The sequence below is a fragment of the Staphylococcus sp. FSL W8-0056 genome, assembly GCF_037963075.1.
Taxonomy (GTDB): Bacteria; Bacillota; Bacilli; order Staphylococcales; family Staphylococcaceae; genus Staphylococcus; species Staphylococcus aureus.
On the sequence record NZ_CP150142.1, the window covers coordinates 165,026 to 184,408 of the forward strand.

Here is a 19,383-nt window from a genome sequence, read left to right on the forward strand (position 1 = left end):
GAGATACGATGGGTGAATTTAAAGGATTTATGAAGTATGACAAACAGTACTTAGGTGAATTATCACTGGTAGACCGTTTGAAGCATCATAAAGCATATCAACAACGATTTACTAAAGAAGATGCCTCTATCCAAGGTGCGCGATGTATGGATTGTGGAACGCCGTTTTGTCAAACCGGACAACAGTATGGTAGGGAAACAATAGGTTGTCCAATTGGAAACTACATTCCTGAATGGAACGACTTAGTGTATCATCAAGATTTTAAAACTGCTTATGAACGCTTAAGCGAAACAAATAACTTTCCTGACTTTACAGGGCGTGTATGTCCTGCACCATGCGAAAGTGCTTGTGTGATGAAGATTAATAGAGAATCGATTGCGATTAAAGGTATTGAACGCACAATTATTGATGAAGCTTTTGAAAATGGTTGGGTAGCGCCGAAAGTTCCGAGTCGCCGTAGAGATGAAAAAGTGGCAATCGTTGGAAGCGGTCCAGCAGGATTAACTGCTGCTGAAGAACTTAATCTACTAGGATATCAAGTGACTATTTATGAACGTGCTAGAGAATCAGGCGGTTTATTAATGTATGGTATTCCAAATATGAAGCTTGATAAAGATGTGGTTCGACGTCGTATTAAGTTAATGGAAGAAGCGGGCATTACTTTCATTAATGGTGTTGAAGTAGGCGTTGATATTGATAAAGCAACGTTAGAATCTGAGTATGATGCCATTATATTATGTACTGGTGCACAAAAAGGTAGAGATTTACCTTTAGAAGGACGCATGGGTGATGGTATACATTTCGCTATGGATTATTTAACTGAACAAACGCAGCTGTTAAATGGAGAAATTGATGATATTACAATAACTGCAAAAGATAAGAATGTCATTATCATTGGTGCTGGTGATACAGGGGCAGACTGTGTAGCGACAGCATTAAGAGAAAATTGTAAATCGATTGTTCAATTTAATAAATATACGAAATTGCCAGAAGCAATTACATTTACAGAAAATGCATCATGGCCTTTAGCAATGCCGGTGTTTAAAATGGACTATGCGCACCAAGAGTACGAAGCTAAGTTTGGTAAGGAACCACGTGCATATGGTGTTCAAACAATGCGTTACGATGTTGACGATAAAGGACACATACGTGGTTTGTATACTCAAATTTTAGAGCAAGGCGAAAATGGTATGGTCATGAAAGAAGGACCTGAAAGATTTTGGCCTGCTGACCTTGTATTATTATCAATCGGCTTCGAAGGTACAGAACCAACAGTACCGAATGCTTTTAACATTAAAACGGATAGAAATCGAATCGTGGCGGATGATACAAACTATCAAACTAATAATGAAAAGGTATTTGCTGCTGGAGATGCTAGACGTGGTCAAAGTTTAGTTGTATGGGCAATTAAAGAAGGTAGAGGCGTAGCGAAAGCAGTAGATCAGTATTTAGCGAGTAAAGTTTGTGTATAATCTTTGTATGGAAATGGTGGTTACGTTGACGTTGTGTCATGCTGAATCGAGTTTGAAATAATCTAGTATCTATCAACGTCACATGCCATCTTTGTAACCTAAAAACAAAGGTTTGTAAGACAACAAATCGATTAATTATAAGTAGTGATTTTTTACATTCGTTTATAGGTCAACTGTAGTGGAAGACAATGATTTGTGGTAATCATGTAATGCTTAAAAACAATATTGACTTTTACAGAACGTTCATATATGATAAATATTGTGTTTAGGAGGAATACCCAAGTCCGGCTGAAGGGATCGGTCTTGAAAACCGACAGGGGCTTAACGGCTCGCGGGGGTTCGAATCCCTCTTCCTCCGCCATCAATATTTATATTAAATACTATATATAATGAAGGTAAGTGCTCAAATTTTGAGTATTTGCCTTTTTTATTTGTCTTTGAATGGCTCGTTTTTTTAGCTATAGAAATGATAGGGCATTGAGATTGGAAGGGCATTTGGCTTGTGCAATATACATAGCTAAATGTCTTTTTTGTTTTGTGAAATATGATGGATGGCTTGTGTGGGCAAGTTTGCTATTTATAGATATGCATTTTTCAATTTAGGAGTTGGCCATGCATCTACACTTTATAATGGTGAGAGCGTGGTGAGGTATTGTTAATCACGCAATTGTAGCGAGGAGTTATTGCTACATATGTCGTTATGGCCTATTGATTTTCTAAAATAGCTGTATCAGATCATGTGACAAAATAAAAATAATTTGTTGAAAGCCTTTACATAACTTGTCTAGACAAGTTATACTCGTTTTAAGACATTAAGGGAGTGAAATATATGGCTGTAAAAAGAGAAGATGTAAAAGCCATCGTAAGCGCTATTGGGGGAAAAGAAAATCTTGAAGCTGCAACGCATTGTGTAACACGATTACGTTTAGTGCTTAAAGATGAAAGCAAAGTTGATAAAGACGCATTAAGTAATAACGCGTTGGTCAAGGGGCAGTTCAAAGCAGACCATCAATATCAAATTGTCATTGGTCCAGGAACAGTCGATGAAGTGTATAAGCAGTTTATTGATGAAACAGGTGCTCAAGAAGCTTCGAAAGATGAAGCGAAACAAGCAGCTGCGAAAAAAGGGAATCCAGTACAACGTTTGATCAAATTGTTAGGGGATATTTTTATACCAATATTACCTGCGATTGTGACAGCTGGTTTGTTAATGGGGATCAATAATTTACTTACAATGAAAGGTTTATTTGGTCCAAAAGCACTTATTGAGATGTATCCGCAAATTGCTGATATTTCAAACATCATTAATGTGATTGCGAGTACGGCATTTATTTTCTTACCAGCATTAATTGGTTGGAGTAGTATGCGTGTATTTGGTGGTAGTCCGATTCTAGGCATAGTCTTAGGTTTGATTTTAATGCATCCGCAATTAGTATCTCAGTATGATTTGGCAAAAGGGAATATTCCGACGTGGAACTTATTTGGCTTAGAGATTAAGCAGTTGAATTACCAAGGTCAAGTGTTGCCTGTTTTAATTGCAGCTTATGTTCTAGCTAAAATTGAAAAAGGATTAAATAAAGTCGTTCACGATTCGATAAAAATGTTGGTCGTTGGACCCGTAGCGCTTTTAGTTACTGGATTTTTAGCATTTATTATCATTGGACCAGTTGCATTATTGATTGGTACAGGTATTACATCTGGTGTTACATTTATATTCCAACATGCAGGATGGCTTGGCGGAGCAATATATGGATTGTTATATGCACCACTTGTAATTACAGGACTACACCATATGTTTTTAGCAGTAGATTTCCAATTGATGGGTAGCAGCTTAGGTGGTACGTATTTATGGCCAATTGTTGCGATTTCCAATATTTGTCAGGGCTCTGCAGCATTTGGAGCATGGTTTGTCTATAAACGTCGTAAAATGGTTAAAGAAGAAGGCTTGGCATTAACATCTTGTATTTCTGGTATGTTAGGTGTTACTGAACCAGCTATGTTTGGTGTGAACTTACCTTTGAAATATCCATTTATCGCTGCGATATCAACGTCTTGTGTATTGGGGGCAATCGTTGGTATGAATAACGTACTTGGAAAAGTTGGTGTTGGTGGCGTGCCAGCATTCATTTCAATTCAAAAAGAATTTTGGCCAGTATATCTTATTGTGACAGCTATTGCTATTGTTGTACCATGTATACTAACAATTGTGATGTCTCATTTTAGTAAACAAAAAGCGAAAGAAATTGTTGAAGATTAATAAAATAAAAAAGGGGCGTTCGTTATTTGGACGTCCTTTATTACGTTATAAGGTGGTAATTGTGTGTCGAAAGAAATAGATTGGAGAAAATCCGTTGTATATCAAATTTATCCTAAGTCGTTTAATGATACGACGGGGAATGGTATAGGAGATATCAACGGAATTATAGAAAAATTGGATTATATCAAGTTATTGGGTGTTGATTATATTTGGTTAACACCAGTGTATGAATCACCTATGAATGATAATGGCTATGATATCAGCAATTATTTAGAAATCAATGAAGCCTTTGGAACGATGGATGATTTTGAAAAGTTAATCAAAGTTGCTCATCAAAAAGACTTGAAAGTGATGTTAGATATTGTTATTAATCATACGTCGACGGAGCATGAATGGTTTAAAGAAGCCCGTAAATCTAAAGATAACCCTTATAGAGATTATTACTTTTTCAGATCATCTGAAGACGGGCCGCCAACAAATTGGCATTCTAAATTCGGTGGTAATGCATGGAAGTATGATTCTGAGACAGATGAATATTATTTACATTTATTTGATGTCAGTCAAGCTGATTTAAATTGGGATAATCCGGAAGTACGTCAATCGTTATATCGCATAGTCAATCATTGGATAGACTTCGGCGTTGATGGTTTTCGATTTGATGTCATTAACTTAATTTCTAAAGGTGAATTTAAGGACTCTGACAAAATAGGTAAAGAATTTTATACGGATGGTCCTAGAGTGCATGAGTTTCTGCATGAATTAAATCGTCAAACGTTTGGTAACACTGACATGATGACTGTAGGAGAAATGTCTTCGACGACGATTGAAAATTGTATTAAGTATACACAACCAGAACGCCAAGAATTGAATAGTGTTTTTAATTTTCATCATCTAAAGGTTGATTATGTTGATGGTGAAAAGTGGACAAATGCGAAGCTTGATTTTCATAAGTTAAAGGAAATTCTGATGCAATGGCAACGAGGTATTTATGACGGTGGCGGATGGAACGCGATTTTCTGGTGTAATCATGATCAGCCACGGGTAGTGTCTAGATTTGGTGATGATACGTCGGAAGAGATGAGGATACAAAGTGCTAAAATGTTAGCTATCGCACTGCATATGTTGCAAGGGACGCCATATATTTACCAAGGTGAAGAAATTGGTATGACGGACCCACATTTTACATCAATAGCACAATATCGTGATGTTGAATCGATTAATGCCTACCATCAGTTGCTAAGTGAAGGGCATGCTGAAGCGGATGTATTAGCGATTTTAGGACAGAAGTCACGAGACAATTCGAGAACGCCTATGCAATGGAGTGATGATGTTAATGCTGGATTTACAGCTGGTAAGCCTTGGATTGATATTTCGGAAAATTATCATCAGGTCAACGTTAGACAAGCACTTCAGAATAAAGAGTCTATTTTCTATACGTATCAAAAATTAATACAATTAAGACATACGCATGATATTATTACGTATGGAGACATTGTGCCACGTTTTATGGATCATGATCATTTATTTGTTTATGAACGTCATTATAAGAATCAACAATGGCTAGTAATTGCGAATTTCTCAGCATCGGCTGTTGATTTGCCAGAAGGATTGGCTAGAGAAGGTTGTGTTGTGATTCAAACAGGCACAGTGGAAAATAATACGATAAGCGGGTTTGGTGCAATTGTAATCGAAACAAACGCGTAAAATAAATTGAGTGGATGCGTTTATATGGCGAAACAAAAAAAGTTTATGAAGATTTATGAGGCGTTGAAAGAAGATATATTAAACGGGCAGATTCAATATGGTGAACAAATTCCGTCTGAACATGATTTGGTGCAATTGTACCAGTCATCTCGAGAGACCGTGCGTAAGGCATTAGATTTGTTGGCATTAGACGGCATGATTCAAAAGATTCATGGTAAAGGGTCACTTGTCATTTATCAGGAGGTTACAGAGTTTCCATTTTCTGAACTTGTTAGTTTTAAAGAAATGCAAGAAGAAATGGGCGTCGCATATTTAACTGAAGTTGTTGTGAATGAGGTTGTTGAAGCGCATGAAGTTCCAGAAGTTCAACATGCTTTAAACATCAATTCTAGTGAATCGCTCATTCATATTGTTAGAACTCGTCGGCTTAACCAACATGTGAAGATTGTTGATGAAGATTATTTTCTAAAGTCGATTGTTTCAGATATAGGTAATGATGTTGCGAGTGATTCTATTTATGATTATTTGGAAAAGGTATTAAATCTTAATATTAGTTATTCAAGTAAGTCTATTACTTTTGAACCGTTTGATGAACAAGCATATCAATTGTTTGGTGATGTATCGGTGGCTTATTCAGCAACAGTTCGAAGTATTGTGTATTTAGAAAATACAATGCCGTTTCAATATAATATTTCAAAACATCTTGCAAATGAATTTAAATTTAACGACTTCTCAAGACGTCGTATAAAGTAAACAATGATATAAATGATTTATACTTGCAATTAACTATTAAAATATAGTAATATATATCTTGCCGTGCTAGGTGGGGAGGTAGCGGTTCCCTGTACTCGAAATCCGCTTTATGCGAGGCTTAATTCCTTTGTTGAGGCCGTATTTTTGCGAAGTCTGCCCAAAGCACGTAGTGTTTGAAGATTTCGGTCCTATGCAATATGAACCCATGAACCATGTCAGGTCCTGACGGAAGCAGCATTAAGTGGATCATCATATGTGCCGTAGGGTAGCCGAGATTTAGCTAACGACTTTGGTTACGTTCGTGAATTACGTTCGATGCTTAGGTGCACGGTTTTTTATTTTTTAAATATTAAACCGATTATTAAGAGTTGAAAATATATATTTATTTATAGAAGCTACTTTCTTGAAGACAATTCAGCGTATTATACGTGGAACATGTTTGTGGGAAGTAGCTTTTTTATATGTGAAGTTTGATTCAAGTGAACTCGATGTGCAGTTTGAATGATTTTTGTGTCAATGAAAAGTAAGAAGTTATAATTTGATGATAAAGAAATGATGGTGAAATGAGGGGGAGTATCTTACAATAGAATTATTAATGAGATACGTTATGATTATTGACAATCAAATGCCTACGGAGGACATATGCAAATATATTTAAGTACTTTAACAGAGTTAGATTATGATAAATCTTTAAATAGTATTGAAGAAAGTTTTGATGATAATCCTGAAACGAGTTGGCAAGCACGTGCGAAAGTAAAACATTTAAGAAAATCTCCTTGCTATAATTTTGAATTAGAAGTAATAGCGAAAAATGAAAATAACGATGTCGTTGGACACGTTTTATTAATTGAAGTAGAAATTAATAGTGATGATAAGACGTATTATGGTTTGGCGATTGCCTCTTTATCAGTTCATCCTGAATTACGTGGACAAAAATTAGGTCGTGGCTTGGTTCAAGCAGTAGAAGAGCGTGCCAAAGCACAAGAGTATAGTACGGTTGTTGTAGACCATTGTTTTGACTACTTTGAAAAGTTGGGTTATCAAAATGCTGCTGAGCATGACATTAAATTAGAATCTGGTGATGCACCGTTACTTGTAAAATATTTATGGGATAATTTGACGGATGCACCACACGGAATCGTAAAATTTCCAGAACATTTTTATTAATTGTTCAATTAAGAAGTAAAGGTATTATCATGCTATAATGAGAGGTAATTGTTTATGGAGGTGCTAACTTGAATTATCAAGCCTTATATCGTATGTACAGACCCCAAAGTTTCGAGGATGTCGTCGGACAAGAACATGTCACGAAGACATTGCGCAATGCGATTTCGAAAGAAAAACAGTCGCATGCTTATATTTTTAGTGGTCCGAGAGGTACGGGGAAAACGAGTATTGCCAAAGTGTTTGCTAAAGCAATCAACTGTCTAAATAGCACTGATGGAGAACCTTGTAATGAATGTCATATTTGTAAAGGCATTACGCAGGGGACTAATTCAGATGTGATAGAAATTGATGCTGCTAGTAATAATGGCGTTGATGAAATAAGAAATATTAGAGACAAAGTTAAATATGCACCAAGTGAATCGAAATATAAAGTTTATATTATAGATGAGGTGCACATGCTAACAACAGGTGCTTTTAATGCCCTTTTAAAGACGTTAGAAGAACCTCCAGCACACGCTATTTTTATATTGGCAACGACAGAACCACATAAAATCCCTCCAACAATCATTTCTAGGGCACAACGTTTTGATTTTAAAGCAATTAGCCTAGATCAAATTGTTGAACGTTTAAAATTTGTAGCAGATGCACAACAAATTGAATGTGAAGATGAAGCCTTGGCATTTATCGCTAAAGCGTCTGAAGGGGGTATGCGTGATGCATTAAGTATTATGGATCAGGCTATTGCATTTGGTGATGGTACGTTAACATTGCAAGATGCGTTGAATGTCACAGGTAGCGTACATGATGAAGCGTTGGATCACTTGTTTGATGATATTGTACAAGGTGACGTACAAGCATCTTTTAAAAAATACCATCAGTTTATAACAGAGGGTAAAGAAGTGAATCGCCTAATAAATGATATGATTTATTTTGTCAGAGATACGATTATGAATAAAACATCTGAGAAAGATACTGAGTATCGAGCACTGATGAACTTAGAATTAGATATGTTATATCAAATGATTGATCTTATTAATGATACATTAGTGTCGATTCGTTTTAGTGTGAATCAAAACGTTCATTTTGAAGTGTTGTTAGTAAAATTAGCTGAGCAGATTAAGGGTCAACCACAAGTGATTGCGAATGTAGCTGAACCAGCACAAATTGCTTCATCGCCAAACACAGATGTATTGTTGCAACGTATGGAACAGTTAGAGCAAGAATTAAAAACACTAAAAGCACAAGGAGTGAGTGTCGCTCCTGCTCAAAAATCTTCGAAAAAGCCTGCGAGAGGCATACAAAAATCTAAAAATGCATTTTCAATGCAACAAATTGCAAAAGTGCTAGATAAAGCGAATAAGGCAGATATCAAATTGTTGAAAGATCATTGGCAAGAAGTGATTGATCATGCCAAAAACAATGATAAAAAATCACTCGTTAGTTTATTGCAAAATTCGGAACCTGTGGCGGCAAGTGAAGATCACGTACTTGTGAAATTTGAGGAAGAGATCCATTGTGAAATCGTCAATAAAGACGACGAGAAACGTAGTAGTATAGAAAGTGTTGTATGTAATATCGTTAATAAAAACGTTAAAGTTGTTGGTGTACCATCAGATCAATGGCAAAGAGTTCGAACGGAGTATTTACAAAATCGTAAAAACGAAGGCGATGATATGCCAAAGCAACAAGCACAACAAACAGATATTGCTCAAAAAGCAAAAGATCTTTTCGGTGAAGAAACTGTACATGTGATAGATGAAGAGTGATACATGACAAGCGATATAATCGTATGTATAATGAAAGAAACATCATTTTATTGATAAATATTTATTGATTTTCAAGGAGGAAATGGAATATGCGCGGTGGCGGAAACATGCAACAAATGATGAAACAAATGCAAAAAATGCAAAAGAAAATGGCTCAAGAACAAGAAAAACTTAAAGAAGAGCGTATTGTAGGAACAGCTGGCGGTGGCATGGTTGCAGTTACTGTAACTGGTCATAAAGAAGTTGTCGACGTTGAAATCAAAGAAGAAGCTGTAGACCCAGACGATATTGAAATGCTACAAGACTTAGTGTTAGCAGCTACTAATGAAGCGATGAATAAAGCTGATGAGCTTACTCAAGAACGTTTAGGTAAACATACTCAAGGCTTAAACATCCCTGGAATGTGATCATAGATGCATTATCCAGAACCTATATCAAAGCTTATTGATAGCTTTATGAAATTGCCAGGCATTGGTCCAAAGACAGCCCAACGTCTGGCTTTTCATACCTTAGATATGAAAGAAGACGATGTTGTTCAGTTTGCCAAAGCATTAGTAGATGTTAAGAGAGAATTAACATATTGTAGCGTATGTGGTCACATTACTGAAAATGATCCATGTTATATTTGTGAAGATAAACAAAGAGATCGTTCAGTTATTTGTGTTGTGGAAGATGACAAAGATGTCATAGCTATGGAAAAAATGAGAGAATACAAAGGTTTATATCACGTTTTACATGGGTCTATTTCACCTATGGATGGCATTGGACCAGAAGATATTAATATTCCTTCATTGATTGAACGCTTGAAAAGCGATGAAGTTAGCGAATTAATCTTAGCTATGAACCCGAACTTAGAGGGGGAATCTACAGCCATGTATATTTCTAGATTAGTTAAGCCTATAGGTATCAAAGTGACGAGATTAGCACAAGGGTTATCGGTAGGTGGCGATTTAGAGTATGCTGACGAAGTAACATTATCTAAAGCAATCGCAGGTAGAACAGAAATGTAATGTCTTCTATTAAACATTTTTGAATTTAATACTATAGTAAGAAAAGTCACAGTGTAATCATTGTGGCTTTTTTTATGGTGTGGTGTGATGTACTACTTTATTTGCGGTGTGGCGGTGGTATGGTTTACCTAGTTTTACTGAGGGATGGGTAATCTTTAGGAAGCAAGCCGTTGGTTGTGATTTGTTACTTCTAATAGTAATGATGTGAATTGGATTATCGAATTAGATTTACGGTTATGGTGTGTTGGTGCTATTAATTTGATAAATGCGGTTGATGGTTAATGACTATGCAAATGAAATTCTTTTGTAATTGAAATGATAGATGCTGGCTTAGTAGTTGTACTTCTTTGGTCTAAAGCTTATTAAATCAGCCTGTATAGCGGTGTTTTGAGAGATTATTTAAAACTTGTAAATTTATTTTTAATTTCTGGTAAAAAAATAACGTTCTGTTTTGCGGTTTTTTTGATTGATATGGTTAGAGAAAAATCTGTTTCTTGTTCTAAAAAACGTACTATTTATAAGTGGGGATTTTTTAAGTTCGATTTTTAGGATAAGGGCGTTCAGTACAGATGACAAAGGTGTAATTTTTACTGTTGTTAAGCAGTTTGAAAGCCTGTATAGTATTTATTTGTTGAGGCAAACAAAACAACTCAACTTAAGAAATAACTTGAATTACTAACGAAAATTAATTTTAAAAAGTTGTTGACTTAAATGTTAATAAAATGTATAATTAATTCTTGTCGGTAAGAAAAAATGAACATTGAAAACTGAATGACAATATGTCAACGTTAATTCCAAAAAACGTAACTATAAGTTACAAACATTATTTAGTATTTATGAGCTAATCAAACATCATAATTTTTATGGAGAGTTTGATCCTGGCTCAGGATGAACGCTGGCGGCGTGCCTAATACATGCAAGTCGAGCGAACGGACGAGAAGCTTGCTTCTCTGATGTTAGCGGCGGACGGGTGAGTAACACGTGGATAACCTACCTATAAGACTGGGATAACTTCGGGAAACCGGAGCTAATACCGGATAATATTTTGAACCGCATGGTTCAAAAGTGAAAGACGGTCTTGCTGTCACTTATAGATGGATCCGCGCTGCATTAGCTAGTTGGTAAGGTAACGGCTTACCAAGGCAACGATGCATAGCCGACCTGAGAGGGTGATCGGCCACACTGGAACTGAGACACGGTCCAGACTCCTACGGGAGGCAGCAGTAGGGAATCTTCCGCAATGGGCGAAAGCCTGACGGAGCAACGCCGCGTGAGTGATGAAGGTCTTCGGATCGTAAAACTCTGTTATTAGGGAAGAACATATGTGTAAGTAACTGTGCACATCTTGACGGTACCTAATCAGAAAGCCACGGCTAACTACGTGCCAGCAGCCGCGGTAATACGTAGGTGGCAAGCGTTATCCGGAATTATTGGGCGTAAAGCGCGCGTAGGCGGTTTTTTAAGTCTGATGTGAAAGCCCACGGCTCAACCGTGGAGGGTCATTGGAAACTGGAAAACTTGAGTGCAGAAGAGGAAAGTGGAATTCCATGTGTAGCGGTGAAATGCGCAGAGATATGGAGGAACACCAGTGGCGAAGGCGACTTTCTGGTCTGTAACTGACGCTGATGTGCGAAAGCGTGGGGATCAAACAGGATTAGATACCCTGGTAGTCCACGCCGTAAACGATGAGTGCTAAGTGTTAGGGGGTTTCCGCCCCTTAGTGCTGCAGCTAACGCATTAAGCACTCCGCCTGGGGAGTACGACCGCAAGGTTGAAACTCAAAGGAATTGACGGGGACCCGCACAAGCGGTGGAGCATGTGGTTTAATTCGAAGCAACGCGAAGAACCTTACCAAATCTTGACATCCTTTGACAACTCTAGAGATAGAGCCTTCCCCTTCGGGGGACAAAGTGACAGGTGGTGCATGGTTGTCGTCAGCTCGTGTCGTGAGATGTTGGGTTAAGTCCCGCAACGAGCGCAACCCTTAAGCTTAGTTGCCATCATTAAGTTGGGCACTCTAAGTTGACTGCCGGTGACAAACCGGAGGAAGGTGGGGATGACGTCAAATCATCATGCCCCTTATGATTTGGGCTACACACGTGCTACAATGGACAATACAAAGGGCAGCGAAACCGCGAGGTCAAGCAAATCCCATAAAGTTGTTCTCAGTTCGGATTGTAGTCTGCAACTCGACTACATGAAGCTGGAATCGCTAGTAATCGTAGATCAGCATGCTACGGTGAATACGTTCCCGGGTCTTGTACACACCGCCCGTCACACCACGAGAGTTTGTAACACCCGAAGCCGGTGGAGTAACCTTTTAGGAGCTAGCCGTCGAAGGTGGGACAAATGATTGGGGTGAAGTCGTAACAAGGTAGCCGTATCGGAAGGTGCGGCTGGATCACCTCCTTTCTAAGGATATATTCGGAACATCTTCTTCAGAAGATGCGGAATAATGTGACATATTGTATTCAGTTTTGAATGTTTATTTAACATTCAAATATTTTTTGGTTAAAGTGATATTGCTTATGCGAGCGCTTGACTAAAAAGAAATTGTACATTGAAAACTAGATAAGTAAGTAAAATATAGATTTTACCAAGCAAAACCGAGTGAATAAAGAGTTTTAAATAAGCTTGAATTCATAAGAAATAATCGCTAGTGTTCGAAAGAACACTCACAAGATTAATAACGCGTTTCCTGTAGGATGGAAACATAGATTAAGTTATTAAGGGCGCACGGTGGATGCCTTGGCACTAGAAGCCGATGAAGGACGTTACTAACGACGATATGCTTTGGGGAGCTGTAAGTAAGCTTTGATCCAGAGATTTCCGAATGGGGAAACCCAGCATGAGTTATGTCATGTTATCGATATGTGAATACATAGCATATCAGAAGGCACACCCGGAGAACTGAAACATCTTAGTACCCGGAGGAAGAGAAAGAAAATTCGATTCCCTTAGTAGCGGCGAGCGAAACGGGAAGAGCCCAAACCAACAAGCTTGCTTGTTGGGGTTGTAGGACACTCTATACGGAGTTACAAAGGACGACATTAGACGAATCATCTGGAAAGATGAATCAAAGAAGGTAATAATCCTGTAGTCGAAAATGTTGTCTCTCTTGAGTGGATCCTGAGTACGACGGAGCACGTGAAATTCCGTCGGAATCTGGGAGGACCATCTCCTAAGGCTAAATACTCTCTAGTGACCGATAGTGAACCAGTACCGTGAGGGAAAGGTGAAAAGCACCCCGGAAGGGGAGTGAAATAGAACCTGAAACCGTGTGCTTACAAGTAGTCAGAGCCCGTTAATGGGTGATGGCGTGCCTTTTGTAGAATGAACCGGCGAGTTACGATTTGATGCAAGGTTAAGCAGTAAATGTGGAGCCGTAGCGAAAGCGAGTCTGAATAGGGCGTTTAGTATTTGGTCGTAGACCCGAAACCAGGTGATCTACCCTTGGTCAGGTTGAAGTTCAGGTAACACTGAATGGAGGACCGAACCGACTTACGTTGAAAAGTGAGCGGATGAACTGAGGGTAGCGGAGAAATTCCAATCGAACCTGGAGATAGCTGGTTCTCTCCGAAATAGCTTTAGGGCTAGCCTCAAGTGATGATTATTGGAGGTAGAGCACTGTTTGGACGAGGGGCCCCTCTCGGGTTACCGAATTCAGACAAACTCCGAATGCCAATTAATTTAACTTGGGAGTCAGAACATGGGTGATAAGGTCCGTGTTCGAAAGGGAAACAGCCCAGACCACCAGCTAAGGTCCCAAAATATATGTTAAGTGGAAAAGGATGTGGCGTTGCCCAGACAACTAGGATGTTGGCTTAGAAGCAGCTATCATTTAAAGAGTGCGTAATAGCTCACTAGTCGAGTGACACTGCGCCGAAAATGTACCGGGGCTAAACATATTACCGAAGCTGTGGATTGTCCTTTGGACAATGGTAGGAGAGCGTTCTAAGGGCGTTGAAGCATGATCGTAAGGACATGTGGAGCGCTTAGAAGTGAGAATGCCGGTGTGAGTAGCGAAAGACGGGTGAGAATCCCGTCCACCGATTGACTAAGGTTTCCAGAGGAAGGCTCGTCCGCTCTGGGTTAGTCGGGTCCTAAGCTGAGGCCGACAGGCGTAGGCGATGGATAACAGGTTGATATTCCTGTACCACCTATAATCGTTTTAATCGATGGGGGGACGCAGTAGGATAGGCGAAGCGTGCGATTGGATTGCACGTCTAAGCAGTAAGGCTGAGTATTAGGCAAATCCGGTACTCGTTAAGGCTGAGCTGTGATGGGGAGAAGACATTGAGTCTTCGAGTCGTTGATTTCACACTGCCGAGAAAAGCCTCTAGATAGAAAATAGGTGCCCGTACCGCAAACCGACACAGGTAGTCAAGATGAGAATTCTAAGGTGAGCGAGCGAACTCTCGTTAAGGAACTCGGCAAAATGACCCCGTAACTTCGGGAGAAGGGGTGCTCTTTAGGGTTAACGCCCAGAAGAGCCGCAGTGAATAGGCCCAAGCGACTGTTTATCAAAAACACAGGTCTCTGCTAAACCGTAAGGTGATGTATAGGGGCTGACGCCTGCCCGGTGCTGGAAGGTTAAGAGGAGTGGTTAGCTTCTGCGAAGCTACGAATCGAAGCCCCAGTAAACGGCGGCCGTAACTATAACGGTCCTAAGGTAGCGAAATTCCTTGTCGGGTAAGTTCCGACCCGCACGAAAGGCGTAACGATTTGGGCACTGTCTCAACGAGAGACTCGGTGAAATCATAGTACCTGTGAAGATGCAGGTTACCCGCGACAGGACGGAAAGACCCCGTGGAGCTTTACTGTAGCCTGATATTGAAATTCGGCACAGCTTGTACAGGATAGGTAGGAGCCTTTGAAACGTGAGCGCTAGCTTACGTGGAGGCGCTGGTGGGATACTACCCTAGCTGTGTTGGCTTTCTAACCCGCACCACTTATCGTGGTGGGAGACAGTGTCAGGCGGGCAGTTTGACTGGGGCGGTCGCCTCCTAAAAGGTAACGGAGGCGCTCAAAGGTTCCCTCAGAATGGTTGGAAATCATTCATAGAGTGTAAAGGCATAAGGGAGCTTGACTGCGAGACCTACAAGTCGAGCAGGGTCGAAAGACGGACTTAGTGATCCGGTGGTTCCGCATGGAAGGGCCATCGCTCAACGGATAAAAGCTACCCCGGGGATAACAGGCTTATCTCCCCCAAGAGTTCACATCGACGGGGAGGTTTGGCACCTCGATGTCGGCTCATCGCATCCTGGGGCTGTAGTCGGTCCCAAGGGTTGGGCTGTTCGCCCATTAAAGCGGTACGCGAGCTGGGTTCAGAACGTCGTGAGACAGTTCGGTCCCTATCCGTCGTGGGCGTAGGAAATTTGAGAGGAGCTGTCCTTAGTACGAGAGGACCGGGATGGACATACCTCTGGTGTACCAGTTGTCGTGCCAACGGCATAGCTGGGTAGCTATGTGTGGACGGGATAAGTGCTGAAAGCATCTAAGCATGAAGCCCCCCTCAAGATGAGATTTCCCAACTTCGGTTATAAGATCCCTCAAAGATGATGAGGTTAATAGGTTCGAGGTGGAAGCATGGTGACATGTGGAGCTGACGAATACTAATCGATCGAAGACTTAATCAAAATAAATGTTTTGCGAAGCAAAATCACTTTTACTTACTATCTAGTTTTGAATGTATAATTTACATTCATATGTCTGGTGACTATAGCAAGGAGGTCACACCTGTTCCCATGCCGAACACAGAAGTTAAGCTCCTTAGCGTCGATGGTAGTCGAACTTACGTTCCGCTAGAGTAGAACGTTGCCAGGCAAAAAATGGATGCGATGAGCCGCATTGAGACCGCAAGGTCTCTTTTTTTTATGTCTAAAACGTCAAAATAAAAAGTAAACACAAAGAAAAATGGCTTGGCGAAGTGAAAACGTTTGAATCTGACGAAACGAGAAAAGAGCGCAACGAGTTTAGTAGAGCTAAATGAGTAAGCGAGAGCCGAAGGAGAGGAAAGAAGCAAGCGATTGTCACAAGTCAAGAAAGGTTCTTAGCGTCGATGGTAGCCAACTTACGTTCCGCTAGAGTAGAACGTTGCCAGGCAAAAATGGATGCGATGAGCCGCATTGAGACCGTGAGGTCTCTTTTTTTATGTCTAAAACGTCAAAATAAAAAGTAAACACAAAGAAAAATGGCTTGGCGAAGTGAAAACGTTTGAATCTGACGAAACGAGAAAAGAGCGCAACGAGTTTAGTAGAGCTAAATGAGTAAGCGAGAGCCGAAGGAGAGGAAAGAAGCAAGCGATTGTCACAAGTCAAGAAAGGTTCTTAGCGAGGATGGTAGCCAACTTACGTTCCGCTAGAGTAAAACGTTGCTAGACAAGAAATGAATGCGATGAGCCGCATTGAGTGTGAAATTGATATTTTAATAATGTGCACTTTTGATTATTTAAATCTGTGACTAGAAGTATAAGTGAAGACATTCAGAAGTATTATAAAAAGTGAACAGCAGTAAGATAGTTTTTAATCATAAATCATCTTACTGCTGTTTTTAGATTTTATGTCTAATATCTTTTAAATCGAAGTACAAAAAGGAAATTAATTATTATACAATAGACAAGCTATTGCATAAGTAACACTAACTTTTGTCAAAGAAGTGTTACTATATAATTAATACTTTTGAAAGTAACTAATTCCAAAACAGTGTAAATAAAGGAAGCGTATATCATGAAGCAACCTATTTTAAATAAATTAGAAAGTTTAAATCAAGAAGAAGCGATTTCTTTGCATGTTCCGGGTCATAAAAATATGACTATCGGTCATTTATCTCAATTATCAATGACAATGGATAAAACTGAAATACCTGGATTAGATGATTTACATCATCCTGAAGAAGTCATTTTGGAAAGTATGAAGCAGGTGGAGAAACATTCAGATTATGATGCTTATTTCTTAGTGAATGGCACCACTTCAGGAATATTATCTGTCATCCAGTCTTTTTCACAGAAAAAAGGCGATATCTTAATGGCAAGAAATGTACATAAATCTGTGTTACATGCGCTCGATATTAGCCAACAAGAAGGGCATTTTATTGAAACGCATCAAAGTCCGTTAACGAATCATTATAATAAAGTTAATTTAAGCCGTTTGAATAATGACGGTCACAAACTTGCTGTGTTGACTTATCCTAACTATTACGGTGAAACATTTAATGTAGAAGAGGTTATCAAATCTTTGCACCAATTAAATATTCCTGTACTCATTGACGAAGCACACGGCGCGCACTTTGGATTGCAAGGATTTCCAGATTCTACATTAAATTATCAAGCTGACTATGTTGTTCAATCTTTTCATAAAACGTTACCAGCTTTAACGATGGGCTCGGTACTTTATATTCATAAAAATGCACCTTATAGAGAAACTATTATAGAATATCTAAGCTACTTCCAAACATCTAGTCCTTCGTATTTGATTATGGCTAGTTTAGAGTCAGCTGCCGAGTTCTATAAAACATATGATAGTACCGTGTTTTTTGATAAGAGAGCGCAATTAATCGAATGTTTGGAGAAGAAGGGTTTTGAAATGCTTCAAGTTGATGATCCGTTGAAGTTGCTGATAAAATATGAAGGTTTTACAGGTCATGATATTCAAAATTGGTTTATGAATGCACATATCTATTTAGAATTAGCGGACGACTATCAAGCATTAGCGATATTGCCGTTATGGCATCATGATGATACGTATTTATTTGATTTGCTTTTACGTAAAATTGAAGATATGATTTTACCGAAAAAATCAGTTTCTAAAGTTAAACAAACACAACTTTTAACAACTGAAGGTAACTATAAACCAAAACGCTTTGAATATGTTACTTGGTGTGATTTGAAAAAGACAAAAGGTAAAGTTCTGGCGCGACATATTGTCCCGTATCCGCCAGGGATTCCTATTATTTTCAAAGGAGAAACAATAACTGAAAATATGATAGAATTGGTAAATGAATATCTGGAAACTGGAATGATAGTTGAAGGAATTAAAAATAATAAAATTTTAGTTGAGGATGAATAAAATGTCAGCTTTTATAACTTTTGAGGGCCCAGAAGGCTCTGGAAAAACAACTGTAATTAATGAAGTTTACCATAGATTAGTAAAAGATTATGATGTCATTATGACTAGAGAACCAGGTGGTGTTCCTACTGGTGAAGAAATACGTAAAATTGTATTAGAAGGCAATGATATGGACATTAGAACTGAAGCAATGTTATTTGCTGCATCTAGAAGAGAACATCTTGTATTAAAGGTCATACCAGCTTTAAAAGAAGGTAAGGTTGTGTTGTGTGATCGCTATATCGATAGTTCATTAGCTTATCAAGGTTATGCTAGAGGGATTGGCGTTGAAGAAGTAAGAGCATTAAACGAATTTGCAATAAATGGATTATATCCAGACTTGACGATTTATTTAAATGTTAGTGCTGAAGTAGGTCGCGAACGTATTATTAAAAATTCAAGAGATCAAAATAGATTAGATCAAGAAGATTTAAAGTTTCACGAAAAAGTAATTGAAGGTTACCAAGAAATCATTCATAATGAATCACAACGGTTCAAAAGCGTTAATGCAGATCAACCTCTTGAAAATGTTGTTGAAGACACGTATCAAACTATCATCAAATATTTAGAAAAGATATGATATAATTGTTAGAAGAGGTGTTATAAAATGAAAATGATTATAGCGATCGTACAAGATCAAGATAGTCAGGAACTTGCAGATCAACTTGTTAAAAATAACTTTAGAGCAACAAAATTGGCAACAACAGGTGGGTTTTTAAGAGCGGGTAATACAACATTCTTATGTGGTGTCAATGATGACCGTGTAGATGAAATATTGTCTGTGATTAATCAAACGTGTGGTAATAGAGAACAGTTGGTTTCACCTATTACACCTATGGGAGGCAGTGCGGATTCGTACATTCCATATCCAGTTGAAGTTGAAGTTGGCGGTGCTACTGTATTTGTTATGCCAGTTGATGCATTCCATCAATTTTAATTCTATAATACAATCATCAATTAGAGATACTTAAAATAGTGTATTAATAAGTTATTAACAATTTTGGGTTGCTTGACTGCGACTAGTTCAGATGCCAATAGATTTGATTTTTGTGGTTCTAAAAATAATCACAAATCATGGTCGCTATTGTTGCAGTAATTAGTTGCTCTTTGGCAACCTTTTTATATAAAAGCAAAAGGGAGTTTGTAATG

12 protein-coding genes, 1 tRNA gene, 3 rRNA genes, 1 other RNA gene and 1 pseudogene are annotated in these 19,383 nt (G+C 38.7%); all 18 read left to right on the forward strand.

The features are described 5' to 3' along the window. The first annotated feature begins 8 nt into the window (after positions 1 to 8). The 18 genes and pseudogenes from NSS86_RS00880 to NSS86_RS00965 all read left to right on the forward strand — a co-directional run bounded on the left by NSS86_RS00880 (position 9) and on the right by NSS86_RS00965 (position 19,171). Positions 9 to 1,472, forward strand: coding sequence for a glutamate synthase subunit beta (locus tag NSS86_RS00880; RefSeq protein ID WP_000503590.1), 1,464 nt, complete (start codon positions 9 to 11; stop codon positions 1,470 to 1,472). A gap of 268 nt (positions 1,473 to 1,740) precedes the next feature. After that, positions 1,741 to 1,833, forward strand: a tRNA-Ser gene (locus tag NSS86_RS00885). Positions 1,834 to 2,301: 468 nt separating this feature from the next. Next, on the forward strand, positions 2,302 to 3,729 hold the full coding sequence (treP, locus tag NSS86_RS00890; RefSeq protein ID WP_000279363.1) for a PTS system trehalose-specific EIIBC component: 1,428 nt from the start codon (positions 2,302 to 2,304) through the stop codon (positions 3,727 to 3,729). Between the two features lie 63 nt (positions 3,730 to 3,792). Further along, entirely contained in the window at positions 3,793 to 5,433 is a 1,641-nt protein-coding gene (gene treC, locus NSS86_RS00895; protein WP_000031490.1) for an alpha,alpha-phosphotrehalase, read from the forward strand. 24 nt (positions 5,434 to 5,457) lie between these two features. After that, positions 5,458 to 6,186 (forward strand): trehalose operon repressor, encoded by a 729-nt coding sequence (gene treR / locus NSS86_RS00900; RefSeq protein WP_001118675.1) that lies wholly within the window; start codon positions 5,458 to 5,460, stop codon positions 6,184 to 6,186. 61 nt (positions 6,187 to 6,247) lie between these two features. Then, positions 6,248 to 6,517, forward strand: an RNA gene (ffs, locus tag NSS86_RS00905) — signal recognition particle sRNA large type. A 72-nt stretch (positions 6,518 to 6,589) separates the two neighbouring features. Next, positions 6,590 to 6,691, forward strand: coding sequence for a hypothetical protein (locus NSS86_RS00910; protein WP_001790661.1), 102 nt, complete (start codon positions 6,590 to 6,592; stop codon positions 6,689 to 6,691). 137 nt (positions 6,692 to 6,828) lie between these two features. Beyond that, on the forward strand, positions 6,829 to 7,353 hold the full coding sequence (locus tag NSS86_RS00915; RefSeq protein ID WP_001167828.1) for an N-acetyltransferase: 525 nt from the start codon (positions 6,829 to 6,831) through the stop codon (positions 7,351 to 7,353). Between the two features lie 68 nt (positions 7,354 to 7,421). Further along, on the forward strand, positions 7,422 to 9,119 hold the full coding sequence (dnaX, locus tag NSS86_RS00920; protein WP_001109040.1) for a DNA polymerase III subunit gamma/tau: 1,698 nt from the start codon (positions 7,422 to 7,424) through the stop codon (positions 9,117 to 9,119). Positions 9,120 to 9,208: 89 nt separating this feature from the next. Then, positions 9,209 to 9,526, forward strand: coding sequence for a YbaB/EbfC family nucleoid-associated protein (locus NSS86_RS00925; protein WP_001213992.1), 318 nt, complete (start codon positions 9,209 to 9,211; stop codon positions 9,524 to 9,526). 6 nt (positions 9,527 to 9,532) lie between these two features. Further along, the gene (recR, locus tag NSS86_RS00930; RefSeq protein ID WP_000559159.1) at positions 9,533 to 10,129 is read left to right on the forward strand and encodes a recombination mediator RecR; all 597 of its coding nucleotides are present in this window, start codon (positions 9,533 to 9,535) and stop codon (positions 10,127 to 10,129) included. A gap of 204 nt (positions 10,130 to 10,333) precedes the next feature. Next, positions 10,334 to 10,439: pseudogene (locus tag NSS86_RS00935) on the forward strand (hypothetical protein). A gap of 550 nt (positions 10,440 to 10,989) precedes the next feature. Further along, positions 10,990 to 12,541, forward strand: a 16S ribosomal RNA gene (locus NSS86_RS00940). 304 nt (positions 12,542 to 12,845) lie between these two features. Then, positions 12,846 to 15,768, forward strand: a 23S ribosomal RNA gene (locus NSS86_RS00945). A gap of 72 nt (positions 15,769 to 15,840) precedes the next feature. Then, positions 15,841 to 15,955: ribosomal RNA gene (rrf, locus tag NSS86_RS00950) — 5S ribosomal RNA — on the forward strand. The 16S, 23S and 5S rRNA genes sit together here, the layout of an rRNA operon. Positions 15,956 to 16,857: 902 nt before the next feature. Then, entirely contained in the window at positions 16,858 to 18,195 is a 1,338-nt protein-coding gene (locus tag NSS86_RS00955) for an aminotransferase class V-fold PLP-dependent enzyme (RefSeq protein WP_339302314.1), read from the forward strand. 1 nt (position 18,196) lies between these two features. Then, positions 18,197 to 18,814, forward strand: a complete 618-nt coding sequence (gene tmk / locus NSS86_RS00960) for a dTMP kinase (RefSeq protein ID WP_001272126.1) — start codon at positions 18,197 to 18,199, stop codon at positions 18,812 to 18,814. Between the two features lie 27 nt (positions 18,815 to 18,841). Continuing rightward, positions 18,842 to 19,171, forward strand: a complete 330-nt coding sequence (locus tag NSS86_RS00965) for a cyclic-di-AMP receptor (protein WP_000781979.1) — start codon at positions 18,842 to 18,844, stop codon at positions 19,169 to 19,171. The last annotated feature ends 212 nt before the right edge of the window (positions 19,172 to 19,383 follow it).